This window comes from Nostoc sp. DSM 114160 (assembly GCF_053470305.1).
Genome location: NZ_JBPFGO010000001.1, coordinates 253,379 through 270,098, shown reverse-complemented (window position 1 = coordinate 270,098; position 16,720 = coordinate 253,379). Strand labels below are relative to the sequence as shown.

11 protein-coding genes are annotated in these 16,720 nt (G+C 41.3%); 7 read left to right on the top strand and 4 right to left on the bottom strand.

From position 1 onward, the window contains the following. Nucleotides 1-7: 7 nt before the first annotated feature. Nucleotides 8-2,686, top strand: a complete 2,679-nt coding sequence (locus NSTCB13_RS01175; protein WP_448271155.1) for a DUF3656 domain-containing U32 family peptidase — start codon at nucleotides 8-10, stop codon at nucleotides 2,684-2,686. Here NSTCB13_RS01175 and NSTCB13_RS01170 read toward each other — a convergent pair. Continuing rightward, entirely contained in the window at nucleotides 2,681-3,304 is a 624-nt protein-coding gene (locus tag NSTCB13_RS01170) for a Uma2 family endonuclease (RefSeq protein ID WP_448271153.1), read from the bottom strand. The genes NSTCB13_RS01175 and NSTCB13_RS01170 overlap by 6 nt on opposite strands. Nucleotides 3,305-3,719: 415 nt before the next feature. Here NSTCB13_RS01170 and NSTCB13_RS01165 point away from each other — a divergent pair, with 415 nt between their 5' ends. The 4 genes from NSTCB13_RS01165 to NSTCB13_RS01150 all read left to right on the top strand — a co-directional run bounded on the left by NSTCB13_RS01165 (nucleotide 3,720) and on the right by NSTCB13_RS01150 (nucleotide 10,254). Further along, entirely contained in the window at nucleotides 3,720-7,628 is a 3,909-nt protein-coding gene (locus tag NSTCB13_RS01165) for a CHAT domain-containing tetratricopeptide repeat protein (protein WP_448271151.1), read from the top strand. Nucleotides 7,629-7,763: 135 nt separating this feature from the next. Continuing rightward, complete coding sequence (locus NSTCB13_RS01160) at nucleotides 7,764-8,729, top strand: trypsin-like serine peptidase (protein ID WP_448271149.1); 966 nt, start codon at nucleotides 7,764-7,766, stop codon at nucleotides 8,727-8,729. 132 nt (nucleotides 8,730-8,861) lie between these two features. Next, nucleotides 8,862-9,638 (top strand): class I SAM-dependent methyltransferase, encoded by a 777-nt coding sequence (locus NSTCB13_RS01155; RefSeq protein ID WP_448271148.1) that lies wholly within the window; start codon nucleotides 8,862-8,864, stop codon nucleotides 9,636-9,638. 70 nt (nucleotides 9,639-9,708) lie between these two features. Continuing rightward, entirely contained in the window at nucleotides 9,709-10,254 is a 546-nt protein-coding gene (locus tag NSTCB13_RS01150) for a hypothetical protein (protein WP_448271146.1), read from the top strand. Between the two features lie 195 nt (nucleotides 10,255-10,449). On the opposite strand, the gene NSTCB13_RS01145 is transcribed toward NSTCB13_RS01150, so the two are convergent. Beyond that, nucleotides 10,450-11,607: an extracellular solute-binding protein gene (locus tag NSTCB13_RS01145; RefSeq protein WP_448271144.1), complete on the bottom strand. Its 1,158-nt coding sequence runs from the start codon at nucleotides 11,605-11,607 to the stop codon at nucleotides 10,450-10,452. Nucleotides 11,608-11,963: 356 nt separating this feature from the next. Here NSTCB13_RS01145 and NSTCB13_RS01140 point away from each other — a divergent pair, with 356 nt between their 5' ends. Together NSTCB13_RS01140 and NSTCB13_RS01135 are read left to right on the top strand one after the other, a co-directional pair. Continuing rightward, nucleotides 11,964-12,335 carry a hypothetical protein gene (locus tag NSTCB13_RS01140; RefSeq protein WP_448271142.1) on the top strand — a complete coding sequence of 124 codons (372 nt, stop codon included), beginning with the start codon at nucleotides 11,964-11,966 and terminating at the stop codon, nucleotides 12,333-12,335. Between the two features lie 340 nt (nucleotides 12,336-12,675). After that, nucleotides 12,676-14,640, top strand: a complete 1,965-nt coding sequence (locus tag NSTCB13_RS01135) for a hypothetical protein (RefSeq protein ID WP_448271141.1) — start codon at nucleotides 12,676-12,678, stop codon at nucleotides 14,638-14,640. A gap of 133 nt (nucleotides 14,641-14,773) precedes the next feature. Here NSTCB13_RS01135 and NSTCB13_RS01130 read toward each other — a convergent pair whose 3' ends face one another. Together NSTCB13_RS01130 and NSTCB13_RS01125 are read right to left on the bottom strand one after the other, a co-directional pair. Next, complete coding sequence (locus NSTCB13_RS01130; protein ID WP_448268422.1) at nucleotides 14,774-15,364, bottom strand: PEP-CTERM sorting domain-containing protein; 591 nt, start codon at nucleotides 15,362-15,364, stop codon at nucleotides 14,774-14,776. Nucleotides 15,365-15,445: 81 nt separating this feature from the next. Beyond that, complete coding sequence (locus tag NSTCB13_RS01125; RefSeq protein WP_448271139.1) at nucleotides 15,446-16,699, bottom strand: nicotinate-nucleotide--dimethylbenzimidazole phosphoribosyltransferase; 1,254 nt, start codon at nucleotides 16,697-16,699, stop codon at nucleotides 15,446-15,448. Nucleotides 16,700-16,720: the final 21 nt, after the last annotated feature.

Below are 16,720 nucleotides of genomic sequence, written 5' to 3'. Positions count from 1 at the left end.
AAATCTAATGAAAAGCGATATCTCCGATGGGCTACGCCTACGCTCCCCTTCCCAACCTTCCCTTCAACGTCCTGAACTACTCGCGCCAGCAGGTAATTGGGAATGTGCTAAAGCTGCTGTGGAAAATGGGGCAGATGCGATTTACTTCGGTTTGGATCGGTTTAACGCCAGAATGCGGGCACAAAACTTTACTGAGGCAGACTTACCCCAATTGATGACATTCCTGCACCGTCGGGGCGTAAAGGGTTATGTCACTATCAACACACTAATATTTCCTAAAGAACTAGCAGAAGCGCAGCAATATCTTTGCACAATTATTGCAGCTGGTGTGGATGCGGCGATCGTTCAAGATATTGGTATATGCCGTCTCATCCGTCAACTTTCCCCCGATTTTCCCATCCATGCTTCCACGCAAATGACAATTACCAGTGCGGCTGGAGTGGAATTTGCCAAATCTCTTGGCTGTCAATTGGTAGTGCTGGCGCGTGAATGTTCTCTCAAAGAAATCAATAAAATACAGCAGCAGATTGCCCAACAGGAAACCTCGCTGCCTTTGGAAGTTTTTGTTCACGGTGCTTTGTGCGTAGCGTATTCCGGCCAGTGTTTGACTAGTGAGGCTTTAGGTGGACGTTCTGCTAACCGAGGTGAATGTGCCCAAGCTTGCCGGATGCCCTACGATTTAATCGCTGATGGGGAAGTTGTAAATTTAAAAGAACGCAAATATTTACTCAGTCCTCAAGACCTAGCAGGGTTAGACGTTCTGCCCGATTTGGTGAAATCAGGAGTAACCTCTCTCAAGATTGAAGGTCGCCTGAAAGCTCCAGAGTATGTTGCTAATGTCACCCGTGTTTATCGGCAAGCTTTGGATAGTGTAATGACGGAATTGGAAAGACCTAACCCCCTAACCCCCTTCCCTACTAGCGTTGGGGGAATAAAAGCTCCCCTCTCCGTTTCAAAGAGGGGTTGGGGGAGAGGTCAATCAGACCAAGAACATTACAACCTAGAAATGGCATTTTCTCGCGGACTTTACACGGGCTGGTTCGGCGGAATTAATAATCAGGAACTAGTTCACGCCCGCTTTGGTAAAAAACGTGGGGTTTATTTAGGTGAAGTCAGCCGCATTCACAACGAAGAGGTAACAGTTAAATTGCAAGCGCCTGTCAAACCAGGCGATGGAATTGTATTTGACTGCGGTCATCCAGAAGCGAAGGAAGAAGGTGGCCGAGTTTACGCTGTGGCGTCCAAAGGTAAAGAAACTTTGCTGACATTTGGGCGAAATGACTTGAATCTGCGCCGAGTGCATATAGGCGATCGCATTTGGAAAACCAGCGATCCAGAACTCGATAAGCAAGTGCGTCAGAGTTTTGCTGGCGAGAATCCCCAATTTCAGCGTCCGATTGACTTAGAGATTTATGGAGAAGTTGGTCAGGCATTGATTGCGATCGCCCGCGATCGACTCGGTAATATTGTACAGGTAGAGTCTGCAACTTCTTTAGTTGAAGCCCACACCAAACCACTAGATACAGACCGTTTAAAAGAACAATTCGGTCGTCTTGGTAATACCCCTTTCTGTTTAGGAACACTAACCAACCACCTCAGCGGTGCTATTATGCTACCCATCAGTGAATTGAACCGGATGCGGCGGGAAATGGTAGTACAGTTGGAAGAATTGCGAAGTCAACCCAAACGCTGGCAATTACATTCTGATGTCTCTTTCCAAAATTTACTCCCCTCATCTCCCACCCTGCAAGAAGCTAAAGCTACATCTCCTTCACTCATCGTCCTAGTACGAAATCTCAAGCAACTCCAAGCCGCACTCGAAGTCGGTATTGAAACCCTATACTGTGAATTTGAAGACCCCCGCGCTTACCAAGAAGCCGTACAACTGGTGCGCCAACAACAGCAAAAAAACAAAACAGACAATTCTTCACTTTTAACTGATAACTCAGCACTCCTAACTCCTAACTCCCAACTCCCCACAATTTGGGTTGCACCACCCCGAATTACTAAACCGGGGGAAAATTGGATTTTGCAGCAAGTACGTGCTTGTGAAGCAGATGGCTATCTGATACGGAACTATGACCAATTGCAATTCTTTGCAGCAGACCGTTGTATTGGAGATTTTTCGCTCAACGTTGCTAATCCCTTAACAGCAGACTACTTTCAGCAACACTTTGGTTTAGAAAGGCTGACAGCATCATACGACTTGAATATTACCCAACTGCAAGACCTGCTTACCAGTTGTCCGCCCCAGTGGTTTGAGGTGACAATCCATCAGCATATACCGATGTTTCACATGGAGCATTGTGTTTTTTGCGCTTTTCTCTCAACAGGTACAGACTATACTAACTGTGGACGACCTTGTGAAAAGCAGGAAGTGAAATTGCGCGATCGCGTTGGTAGCGAACATGTCCTCAAAGCAGATGTAGGTTGCCGCAATACTGTATTTAACGGCACTGCTCAAACGGGAGCCGAGTACGTACAGCGCCTTATAGAACTGGGATTACGTCACTTCCGCATCGAATTTGTGAATGAAACACCAGAACAAGTGAGTAAAACAATACATTTTTATAGTCAATTATTGCAAGGTGAGATTACAGGTTCCCAACTCTGGCGCGAGTTGAAGTTGCAAAATCAATTGGGTGTGACTCGTGGCCCTATGGGAGTTTCAGCACTGCGTTCATAATTGATTTTCTGAACGCCCAGCTTGAAAAATCTGTTCGGCGGTTAAATTTAATTCTGGGAATGTAGGGGATATGATGCGATCGCTTCCCCGAAACAGGTTAACTTGATACTCACCATCCACCAAATAATAAACCGAAATAGTCGGTTGTTTGGGATTACCTATGTACCTTCTACCGCCCAAAGCTAAATAGTCAACAATCCAGTATTCAGGAACGCCAAAAGTTTCGTAGTCAACCAGCTTGTGTGCATAATCATCTTTCCAATTAGTGCTGACGACTTCAATAACTAGAGGAACAGATGCAGCTTGAGTAACCGTTGAAGACTTTTTCCACATCGGTTCTGCTGAAAGATTTTTTTGATTTATCACTATCACATCAGGCGAATAACCTGATTCTTTGTCAGGAATCTTAACTAGTGCTTGCTTGGGTATGAGGTATGGGAGTTTTAATCGCTTAAACTCCAAAGTTACTTCGCCGGCTAAAAAACCATTAATCTCTTCATGATCTCCTACTGGCTGCATTTCAACAATTACCCCATCGTGTAGTTCATAGCATCCGCCATCTGGCTTCCAATTGAGGAATTCTTCAAAAGCGATCGTTTTTGGTAAGGCTTGAAACATTACACTTACTCCTAACTCTGGTTTAGAGTTTAGCAGATTACTTGGTTTTGCTCACTTGACCCTCAGATCCCCGACTTCTTAAAGAAGTCGGGGATCTAAATCGACATAAAACCTTGCTAGATAACGCTAAAACGAGTAATCAGGAAGATTTTACAAAATTTTGTATCTATTTTGGTAACAACGTCAATGCAGGTGAATGAACGTTATAAACTCAACCTTGGAATCAGAAAGAGATTTATTAAACCAGTCAACAATTATCAGGCGCATGATGAGGGATTTCAACCGTCACCAAAGCGTTCCATTTTGTTTATGAAAGACTTAAACCTCAAGAACAAAATTGATAATTGATATCTGTAAAATAATTCAACCATAAATATCTAAACCCAAGTAACTCATAGGTTATTGAGGCTTCAGCATGAACAAGCTCGCTAAGTTTAAGTTTAATTTTTGCTGCTCATTTTCTCGTGTTTATCGTTATAGTTTAACTGCATTGCTGGGTGTGGTTTTGTTGTCTGATGCGGTGGGTGCAAAGGTTAGTGGTTTAGAGAACTATTCACCAAAGCGATCGCCAGAAATTCTATTAGATAAATATCGAGATAGTTTTCCATCTTTAGAAACTGGGGATAAGCAAGTATTACTGAGAAGCTATCAGAATCAGCAGCAAATATATATTGCACAGCAGCCAGCACCTACCCCATCAATTCCTTTGAATCCAGAGCAACGAAAGTTATACGAACAGGGAGTCAAGCTGTTTGAAGAAGGAGAGAATTTACAAAAAAAAGGAACTAGAGAAGGATACGATCAGGCTATAAAGAAATATCAACAAGCGTTAAAAATTTCTCAGGATATAGGACTGCGCCTAGAGGAAGCTGTGATAAACCAAAAAATTGGTGTAGTTTACGTCGTTCTTTCAGAAAATCTAGAAGCACTAAAGTATTTTAATCAATTTCTAAATATCTCTCGTGAGCTAAAACTCCCTGTACTTGAAGCATCTGCCCTAACTGTTATTGCTCATGCTTATACCCGAACTGGTAAACCGCGAGAAGCACTCACGTATTTGAAGCAAGCGGAGTCAATTTTTCGGGCAGAAAAAAAATTTGATGCTGTAGCTTCAGTTTTGTTATCTATAGCTGCCGTATACACTGGATTAGGTGAAATACCCCAGACTCTTGAACCGCTAAATCAAGCGTTACAAATTTACCGCGATACATTAAAGGATTTGCCACAACAAGCTACAGTTTTGAACCAGATTGGCTTTAGCTATTCCCAAATGGGTGAACCTCAAAAAGCTTTGAAATACTATGAACAAGCTCTAGAGATTCAGCAGACAAGCCAAGATTTATTACCAGCAAAAGCAGAAACATTAAGAAATATTGGTTCTCTCTATCATCAATTAGGTAAACCTGAAGAAGCTCTTAATTATTTAAATCAAGCCAGAAAAATTCAACAACAAAAAAATTTATTAATTGCTGAAGGTTTAACAATTCAAAAGATTGCTGATATTTATACATCACAAGGAGATTATCAAAAAGCAATAGAACATCACAAACAGGCAAAAAATCTCTTTCAAAAAGGAGGTAATGCAGCCTTAGAATCAATGACTATTCTACGCATTATCAGTATATATAAGAATTATATTGGTGATAATCAAAAAGCATTAGAATTCATAGATGAAGCTCTCCAACTTGACAAAAATGTTACGGGAGACATAGAAAGATATGCCAATACTCTTAACCAAAAAGCTGATATCTATACATCGCAGGGAGATTATCAGCAGGCTTTAGAAATTTATAAAGAAGCATTAGATATTGCAATATCAACAAAAAATCAAAATCTAGAAGCTCGTACTCTTAGTAATATAGCATCTCTTTACGAGCTATTAGGTGACTACAATTTGAGCCTTAAAAGTTATAAACAGGCACTACAGATATATAGACAAATACCAGATAAGCCATTTGAGCTTATGATTCTTCCTTTGATTGGTAACTTGTATATGGCAAAGGGAGACTATCCTGAAGCTATCAAATATTACAATCAAGTCTTGTCATTGTCACGCGAACAAAATAATTCTCAATTTACAATCACCGGATTGATGGGTCTAGCAAGAGTTTACGAGTTAAAAAAAGATTTTCCTAATGCATTAAAAAATGCTGAAACTATATTATCTTTCTCAGAAAAACGTGTAAATAAATATTCAAAAGCAGGCGCTCTCAGCTTGATTGGTATTATTAATCGCACAAAAGGCGACTATAAGCAAGCATTAATTAATCACCAAAAGACTTTATCGCAGTACCGCGAATTAGGAGTTCGTAGATTAGAAGCTCAAACTCTCAACAATATCAGTCTCACTTACGGCTTATCAAAACAGTATCAGGAGGCGATAGACACGCTGAATGAAGAGTTAAAGCTGCGACGAGAGTTTAAAGATAGCACAGGCGAAGCAGACGCACTTTACTTAATCGCCATCAATCAACACAATCTCGGAAAACTCGAAGCCGCACTTTCTAACATCCAAACTACAATCAACATTGTGGAAAACATACGCGGTAATGTCCAAAGCGATGAACTGCGTACCTCATACTTCGCTACAGTGCAAAATTACTACAAATTCTACATTGACTTGTTGATGCAACTGCACGAAAAAGACCCCACAAAAGTATGCGAATTCAACATCCCAAAACTCAAAATCAAAGATAGATGCGATGCTGTTGCACTGCACATCAGCGAACGCGCCCGCGCCAGAAGTTTGGTAGAACTTTTAAAAGCAGGTAACGTCAATCTCCGTAAAGATGTTGACCCACAACTATTAGCAGAAGAACGTCGTTTGCAGTCTAAATTGAATACAAAAGATAAGTTGTTATCAGAGTTATTCAGTCGAGATGTATTACCTGATGAACAGATTGCAAAAACCAAACAAGAAATTACAACTCTTATCCAAGAATCGCAATTAATTTCTGAAAAAATCAGGGCGGCTAATCCAGAACGTGCAGAATTAACTAATCCTAAAGATATACTGCAATTCTCAGAAATTAAACAGCAACTAGATAAAGATACTATCCTGTTGCAATATTCATTGGGAAGAGAACGCAGTTATCTATGGGTAGTCACTCCTAACTCTTTGGAAAGCTACCAACTCCCTGGACAAGAAAAGATAGTCGAAACTGTAGAGCATTTAAATAGCCTTTTACAGCCAAAACAGCAAAATTTGATTCAGGGAGGAACATCAGAAGACAACGCTCAAACTTTTGCAAATACAGATAAAGCTGCAATTGCACTTAGTGAACTTATCCTTAAACCTGTAGCTGGGAAGTTAGGAAATAAACGTTTAGTTATCGTTGCTGATGGGATTTTACATCAAGTACCATTCGCAGCCTTAAACGAACCGAGAAAATCATCAGTCAGCAACGAATATCAACCCCTAGTTGTGAATCATGAAATTGTCAATCTTCCTTCAATATCTAGCATTGCAACTCACAGAAAAAAACTCAAAACACGCGACGTTGCACCCAAAACTCTAGCTGTTCTGGCAAATCCTGTATTTACTGTTAACGATCCACGAGTAAAGAACGATCGACCCTTGGATAGCCCTTCATCATGTGGTGAAATCTACAGTAAGCAGCAATCACAGTTGAAAAGTCAACCCTCAAATAGTTATTCATCTACGGAAACCAGCCTCGATCGCTCAATTTTAGAAACATCTTTGAAAAACATCAATCGGGACAAATTGGAGCCACTCTCAGGTACGAAATGCGAGGGAGAAGCAATTCTCGGACTGGTGAATTCTCCTAATGAAAAGCTTTCCGCCTTTAACTTCGATGCCAATTATAACTTCGCAACCAGCAAACAGTTGAGCCAATATCGCTATCTGCTATTTGCAACTCACGGCATTTTCGACCCTGTGAACCCAGCATTATCGGGTATCGTACTGTCTCTGGTAAATAAACAAGGTAAACCCCAAACCAGAGGCTTCCTGCGACTCAACGATATTTTCAACCTCAACTTACCAGCAGAGTTGATAGTGCTAAGTGCTTGTCAAAGTGGTCGAGCGCAGGATGTCCAAGGTGAAGGGCTGGTGGGCTTGACAAGAGGCTTTATGTATGCTGGTGCAGCTAGAGTTACTGTGTCTCTGTGGAAAGTGAACGATGAATCTACCAAGGAGCTAATGATTGCATTCTACAAACAAATATTGGAACAAAAGAAATCTCCCGCCGCCGCCCTTAATTTCGCCCAACGCCAAATGTGGCTAAGAAAAGATTTGCAAAATCCAGATTGGAAACATTCTCGTTATTGGGCGGCCTTCACTCTGCAAGGGGAGTGGCGGTGAATACCGAATTGACCCTCTCCCTAACCCTCTCCTAAAAGGAGAGGGAACTGGAAAAAGAGGCAATTTAAAGCCTGTCTCCTAGCAGGAGATAGGTCAGATATCAAATTTTCACGTTTTAACTCAGGAGTAAAATCAATGCGTAAACCGTCTATTTACAAACAACTGCTTGCTTTCTTTATCGCCGGAATTGTGGGTTTTACCACTTTAGGTGGTTGGATATCAGTCCAAGCACAAACAGAATCACCGATATCGCCAAATACAGAACAGCTGAATTTTGTAGGGGATGGTAAGCCGTTTAAACCTGGCGATCTTCAACAGTCCGAAAAACCTTATGAAGGCGATCGCGGTATCCCCGATGGTATAGATAAGCGTAGACCTATGCAGAGTAGATATTATCCTTGGTCAGCGATCGGACGAGTGCAGGGAACAACAGCCGACGCTAAAGGCTATTATTGCACGGGCACATTAATTGCTGATGATATTGTTTTGACTAATGCTCACTGTGTAATTGATTCTAAGACTCATCAACTTAGTAAAGAACTTCGGTTTCTACCCAATGTGATTAATGGCAAACTTCAGAGTCAAGAAGATATTGCCAAAGTAGAGAATGTTGCAAAAAATGTGTGGTACGGTACAGATTTCAAGAATGGTGGTTTTGATAGCGTCAAAAATCAAAGCAATGACTGGGCGTTAATCAGAATTGATCAGCCTCTAGCTCGCAAATATGGTCGTTTAGGATGGAAATCTGTACCTAGTTCTACTTTGATTAAACAAAAGCAAGGTAAATTATTCTTTGTCGGTTACTCTGGTGACTACCCAGATCCCACCAAAAAAGGCAATGAATCGTTAACTGCTGGTCAGGGCTGGACAGCAAGTTACCAAGATAATTGCAGCATTGTTGGTGAAAAGTCGAACCTTCTGTATCATAACTGCGCTACCACAGGCGGCGCTTCCGGCGGGCCAATCGTTGATTGGATTGATAATTGGCCATATATTGTCGCCCTGAATAATGGTGAAATTACAATCCCTGCCACAGGTCAGGATATTATCAACTTTGCTGTAAAAATGGATTTCTTGGATAAGTTGACTAGTAGAAAGTAAACTCTTATCTGCTATAACAATCGTATTGATTTGTGAAATTCACAGATCCCCGACTTCTTTAAGAAGCCGGGGATATAATTACTATAAGAAAAACGTTTTATTATATTCAATTAAAAACCACCATAGTTATTTATGAATAATATTTCGACAAGCAATAATTGGGATACTTCGCTTTACGAAGATAAACACGCCTTTGTCTGGCAATATGGCGAAGACTTACTAAAATTACTCAACCCTCAGCCAGGAGAATCCATTTTGGATCTTGGCTGTGGAACTGGACAACTCACAGAAAAAATTGCCCAAGCTGGGGCTGAAGTCATGGGAGTTGATTATGCATCTGAGATGATTGAGAAGGCAAAACAAAACTATCCCCATATCCGCTTTGATGTTGCTGATGCTAGAAACTTTCAAGTAGATAAGCCATTGGATGCTGTGTTTTCCAATGCTGTACTACATTGGGTAAAAGAAGCCGATCGCGCGATCGCCTCCATATACCAATCTCTAAAACCCGGAGGCCGTTTTGTCGCAGAATTTGGAGGTAAAGGGAATATAAAGGCGATCGCCACAGCTTTATACAGTGCTTTAGAGTCCATTGGTATCCCTCAAGCACAAGTAGAGAATCCTTGGTATTACCCCAGCATTGGCGAATACAGTAGCCTCTTAGAACAGCAAGGCTTTGATGTCATTTATGCTATCCTGTTTCCTCGCCCAACTCCCCTAGCAGAAGGAGAAGCAGGCATCGCAAACTGGATTAAAATGTTCGCCAGTCCATTTTTAACCGGACTTTCACCTGAGCAACAAATACAAATAATTCCCGTCGTTGAGGAATATCTGAAGCCAACACTATATCAACAAGGAACTTGGACAGCAGATTATCGAAGAATTCGCATCGTTGCAATTAAACTTTAGATTATGCGATTTTTTACTAGTACCTTAATTACGAATTACGAATTACGAATTACGAATTACGAATTAGTTTATGTATATACCTAAATTCTGCGATCGCCCTTGGCGCAGCCATCGCCAAACATCATTTTCATTACTACTAACTATTACCCTTACAGCTTTACTAGTCCCACCCTCAATAGCACAAACCCCATCAATCCCGTCGCCTTCTAGTGCGCCTTTAGAATTAGACTTATTGACCAAGCCAAAAGACTATATAATCACAGCTACCACCATTCATCCAGAACGATTAACTGTTCCCAGTTTATGGTGGGCACAACAAAACTCTGAAAAAAAGCTATTGGATAATTGGATCGCATATCCAGCTTCTAACAAAGAACCTGCACGAGTAGACTTGATCGTAAATCAGCAAATTTGGAGCTTACTAGAGTATATAGAGCGCTACGACTTCGTAAATCGTTTGGGTAGCGCTGCACGGAACTTTGGTTACAACGTCCGAGTATTTAATTATCAAAAAGAACCCTTAGCGACCTACACTTGTAACTTTAGTACAAGTCCAGCTTTATGTAGTATCCAAACCACTATTAAAAATAAGATAGGGTTACAGCGTTTACTCTAGTAAATAGTTAGGAGTTAGGAGTTAGGAGTTAGAAATTGGGGGACATGAGGGAGAAATAAATTCAAAATTCAAACATTTTAGAACTTCTATCTCACTTCGACTCCTTTCGACTTCGCGGTAGTTGAGCGCAGTCGAAACTCAAGGCAAGTCGCTCAGTGACCACCTGCCTCCTCTTTCCCAATGCCCAATTCCCAATTAAACTTTCATTTTGGCGAATAAAGATTCGTATTGTTTTATTGCTGATGGAGGTAAAGGAAGTAAAAATTCACTTTTATCGAAAACTTTGCGATCGCTCTCTAACAAACTCCATAATGGTTCTTGAATATCGGAAGCGGCAATATTTGTAGGAATTGGTGAATTAGTTTTAGTCAGCACTGAAATTTCTTTAGCTGTGCTTGGTTGCCAACAAAAATCAATCCATTGATCTGATAAACTATCCTTAGTAATCCCTGCGGGACGTACCCATAAGTCCGCCCAGATTGCTGTTCCTGACTGGGGGATAACTGCGGCAAGCTGCGGATAACGTCCCAAAATAGGCAATACATCGCTTGACCAACCAACCGCTAGCCAAGTGTCTTCCATAATTAGAGGTTCCAAATAGTTATTGGAACTGTAAAACTTGACCTGTTGATTTAAAATCTTTAATTCCTTTTCCAAGTCTGGTACTTGGTCAAGATTCTCTGTATTATAAGATTTTCCTAACTTTTTTAAGACCAAACCAATAACTTCTCGTGGTTGATTGAGTAGAGAAATACGCTGCTGCATTCCATCTCGCCACAAATCACTCCAATCTTTAGGTGTCCATCCCAATTTTTGCAACTTGTCACGGTTATAAACAATTACCGTGCTACCCCACCTGTAAGGCGCACCCCAAACCTTCCCTTGAGTATCCAAAATACCCTGGTCGTTGCGCGTTACCAGTTGTTTCCACCTTTCATTTAAAGTAGACCACTGCTTTAATTGGTTTCCCTGCACTTCTTGGAGTGGTTGAATCAATTTTTGTTCAATAGCCGCTTGTAGCCAGTAATCTCCCAATGTCACTAGGTCTGTGTCAGCGGCTTTTTGACCTTGCCTAAAGGGTATAAAACGACGCCATCCCTTCTCATCGCTGGTCTTTGGCTTCTGCTGCCAATTTTGTAATTGTTGAAATAAATCCTGTATATGCTCAACTGGAGCAAATTTTAACTGCACCCGTTGCTGCAAACCTTTGTGGAATTGATTCACCACCTGACCAGGTATAGAACCTTTTAATAACTGTACTTTTAGTTGCGTTTGCTTGTTTCCACCACAGCCAAAAAGCAGTTGTGAAAGCGCCAGTGTGCTTGTACCCAGCAAAAAAGACCGTCGATCCATTGATTTTGGATTTTGAGATTTTTGATTATACCTAATATTAAGCAGAGATTCACCAATGGCTGACTAGCTGAAAAAGTGAATCTGGAGAATTATCAGTATTTTTTCTTGATAATACGGGTAATTTTGAATATTTGACTCAAATTAGCAATCTTTTGGCAAATTTCTACCTCAAGATTAATTTTTATCCATAAATTTACTTGGTGGTACTTATAGTGAAACCTTACTTGTATTTAGAAGTAATGATTTAAATGTCACATTTCCAGCAAAAATTATCAATACTTAAATAATCCATAAGTATCGTTAAGGTTGAGAGTAAATTGAATACCATAGAGGAAATGTACGAATAAAGGTATTAAATGGAGCTATTACAGCAGCAGATCCTGATTCTAAGCCAAAAGCTGGATGACCTGTGCCAAGTAATTGAGCAGCTTGATGGTAAAGTCACTCAAACTTACTCAGAGTGTTCTTTAGCCAATACACAAGCAAAGGATAATTCCCAACAAAATGACGCGGCTGGAGGCTACCAGTTTAAAGGACGTAACAATTTAAATACAGAAATGGAACACAAAGATGTATTGACAGATGGCATTTATCTAGACATGCATCGTCAAAGTGGAGATAACATAACACCAGAAATTCAAATACAACGACTGACAGCGCAATTAACAGCAGCGTACAATCGCATTGCTGCTTTAGAAGAACAATTACTTAGAGAGAGAATTCATTAAATTTAACCTGAAGTTCAACGAATAAAAAAATAGATTGAGGTAGGTAAGACAAGCCTTTAGGTTCAATATTGAGTGATGGTTTTATGAGCATATACTTAGATACAAGTAAGTAATCCAGCCATCAAATTGATAAAAAAATTAAACACACTATTACATATCTTTACGTAATAGTGTGATATATCTACCTATAGGTTTTTAGTCATTACCTCAGTATGAAACAAAAAAAAACAACCCTAAGACTGATGTCATTAGGGTATTGTATGGTTCAAAAACGAAGATTTTTTTATTAATCTGCGTTTTTCTCATTAGCGTTTTTGGCATCTTGTTATCAAATTGGTTGATGACAAGCCAGACAGCTTTCGCAAAAATTGACCTTTTGCAACCTGCTCCGACTCAACCGTTAGGCTATTACGACTATTTCGGCAAGCTGCTGAGTCCTCAAGAAGCATCACAACTAGTTGCAAATAAGGGACTCAATCCTAATAACCCCATTTCCTATCAACGGGTAGGGGCAGTTAAAATTACTAAGGAATTAATCGCCCAAGGTGAAGATATATTCTTCAACCGGAAGATTGGTGATACATTTGGTTTGCAAGGGGTATTTGGTTTAGGGCAAGGCTTTAATGTTCTATCAAATGAAATAGGTGCAGCAGTCGCTAATTTGCACGGACAATCAACGACAAACCTAAAAATTACCCTCCAGAAGGATTTAACTATAGGTAGTCGAACTTTACCTAAAGGGACTGTTATTCCTACAGGTTTGAAATTCCAAAAGGGACAAGTTGTTGCACTAGGAAGCGCACCTAACGGCGATATTACCTGTGCAATCTGTCATGCAAGCCTTTCTAGTGATGGTAAAACTCTTTCAGGAGTACCTAATGGTGAACTTGCTGTCTTCCTTTTCGTTGCTTTATCACCAAATTCAGCCGCAGGGTTTGCGCGGTTAAACTTCAATCCCCTAGATCCACAATACAAAGGCAATGGGAAAATTATTTTAGACAGTAAAGGTAATAAAGTAGAATTACCCGATCCTGAAAAGTTTGAAAAAGCTTTCGACGATGCAGTATTGGATGTGCCTTTTGGTAATTCTGAGAATTCATCAGATAGTATCAACGATACTACTCAAATTCCCAGTATGTTCACATTTAAGAATCATCCTTATTTCCTTGATGGACAGTTTGCTGTAGGTCCATTTGCGGGACTCAGCGCTGTCAGCAATGGTGTTCATTCTTCAGAAAACAATTTGTTGGCAGCTGCTCAAATCAGTGCAAAAACCCTTGGTATTGACCCAGAGGTTTATATTGGTACATTTCTTCAAAACGCTGCCGTTAAGAGCTTACGTTTACCAGAAGGAGTGATAGTAAAACCCTCTGAATGGCTGCGGGGGGTAATTGCACCAAAGCCTACACAAGCAGAATTAGAAGATCAAATTCCTGTCCCTGGTACAGGAACTTACCCAAACCTGCGCCCTAGTTTGTTTACTTACAACGGTTTAGTTTTCAGCCCAAATACTCAAAAGCCTGGTGATATTGCTAGTGGCACTTTCTTATTTGCTGCCAATGCTATGTCTGCTTTCCAAAATAGCTTAGTGCCACCTGCCAACCAGACTTCAGAAAACTGGCAAGCGTTAAACAGCAATTCTGTTAAGCGTGGCGCAAAAGTATTCGAGAAAGCCAATTGTGCAACTTGCCATATTCCACCATTCTTTACTGACAACAAAATTCATCCAATTGATGAAATTCGTACTAACCCCGCTCGTGCCCAATCTCGCTTGGGACTGAGTAAATTGTTAGTACCACCCAAGCTATACACTTTTAACACTCCCGTTCCCATACCTGCTAAGGCTGAAGTCCTGGATGTACCAACGCAGGGTATCTCTGATACTCCCACAACTCTACCTAAAGGTATATTGCCAAAAGGCGGTTACAAAACTACTTCCTTGCGTGGTCTTTATTTAAGCGCCCCATATTTGCACGATGGTGGTGCAGCTGTACGGGCAGGAAGCCTGAAAGTGAACTCAAATGGTAGTTTCACGGTTGTTAACAAGAGTGGTTTAGGGCTATCTGGGACTCTCAGTCAAGGTATATCTGCCGATCCTGCTAGCAGCTTACGTGCCTTGGTAGATCGCGATCTTCGTGCCTTAGTTGTGAAAGCTAACAAAGCTAATCCTAGTTTAGTGCGTAGTAACCTTGATGGCACTGGTCATTACTTCTACGTAGATAGACAGGCTGGGTTTAATTCCAACCAGCAAGCAGACCTGATTAATTTCTTGCTGGCACTTGATGACAATCCTGGAAGTTTTTAATCAAGCTACGGTTGATCTCATATTCTAATACCAAGTCGTCTAGCGATACATCATGAAGGCGACTTGGTATTACTTTAAGCAAGAGTAAGATGCCAGGTATAACGCAATCTAGATCGGAAATGCACTGTAAACCTTACAGATAGATACCTTTACGAGGCTGCTTCTGGGAAGCTAGTGCTTGCTTTCGCTTCATCCACCAGCCAAAACCAAGAGCAACCAATGAGCCACTTACTGTGTATGGTTCGGGAACAGGGCGTGGAGTGACAACACTAAAACTTCCATAATCAACATTGCTAGAAAGCTCTGAATAACCTTCATTTAAACTACTGTAAAATACGTTAACGTTGCCATTTCCGTCTTCCCCGCTTCCAGAAACCAGGTAAGAAAAACCGTTCCGGGTTAGGAGCGGTGTAGTTGTATTTAAAAAATTATCATTGGTTCCGTATGTAGCGGGTGAAAGCAGCCCGATGATTGTCTCAGTAATTCCTTGGGCTGTCCTTGTGCCAGTTATTCCTGTGATTGTATAATTATTTTTTATCGGATCTAGATCGGTGGTTGTAAGGGTGCCGCTAGCGGAAATCGTTGTACCATTTGCTTCATAACTGGGAAAAGAGTACTGAAAATCAAATAGTTGTACAGCTTGGACTGGAGAAGAGGCACTGACATAAGTTATACCTATAACAGTACTAACGGTAGCAATACCAAGATTTTTGACTAATTCCATCAGATAATTCTCCTGAAAAACTAAAAGATAAACAAAATTGTATATAGCACTTTCCAACTCGGAGAGAGACGACTTTAATCTTTAGTTCAAGGCAATACTTAGCCGTTCAAGTTGGGCTTCAATGGCTGCCAAAAGTTGGTGTTGCTGCCAATCTTGGCTAAGATGGGCGGCTATGCAAGCGGCTCCAGCACCCATACCTTCTTTGACAAAGCCCTGCTCATAAGCTCTCAGTTGGGGATAACGAGAATCAGCAAAACTCAGATGAGTTGCTAATAGAGGAGGGGTTTTTCCACTCGCAGTTAAGCTGTTTTTTCCTAAGTTAAGGGCTAAGTCAACTGTACCGCCAGTAGGATCTTCAGCCACCCAGCGGGTTGTGCCTACAACCACTGCTTCTGGTTGCCATGATAAGGCGTAAGCTTGAGCGATCGCACTCATCAACGCATAAACCGCCAGCATTTGCGTCCCTCCAGCCAGCATTACACCACAACTACGGCTAGCAGCGATCGCCATCCCAGCTACCACCGCTTGCATCGGATCGCCCACGGCGGCGACAAGTTGTAAGGGATCTACAGAATTTTGGATTTTAGATACTTCGACTACTTCGACTTCGCTCAGTACAAGTTCGCTCAGTACAAGTTTTGGATTTTGGATTTGAGATTGGAAGTTTATCTCCCCCTGCTCCCCTCGCCTCCCCTGCTCCCTGCTCCCCTTCATCTTCTCCAGCCCAGCTTGCACTAGTGCCCACTTTTGCGCGTGGTTACAAACAGGGTGGCTACTGTTAACTTTTCCAGCAGCATCTATACCTAAACCTGTTAAGATTGCCAGGGCAGTTGTAGTACCTCCGACGACGCACTCACCGACAATCAAATACCCCTGTTGAATATTGGCGGCTAGGCGTTCTCCCCAAAGTAGTCCTTGTTCAAATAAGTGATGTACTGTTGTAATTTCCATAGCAGCCCCTTGACTTAAACACTTAGCAGGAGCGCCACCCAAATCAATTACTGGCACAGCAGGAGCTTGGGGTAAACCAGCATTAAATAAATGAATTGGTATCTTTAGTGACTCAAATACAGCGCGAGAAATCAGCACAGGTGAAGCCCCAGCCGCTAATGGTGGTAGGGGATATTGGGCTTTATGTTCTGGGCCGTGATACAAAAACTCAGCATCGGCACAAGCTGTATATTTCCGATCCTCCGGAGTGCGGCCAGCTGCTGAAATCCCTGGAATTAAACCAGTTTCAGTAAATCCTAAAACACAAGCAAATACTGGTAGACAACCACGATACCTTCGCAGCCATTGTTCACCCTGTTCTTTTTGAGTATAAATACTAATCATTTGGAAAGTTAAAAGTTAGGA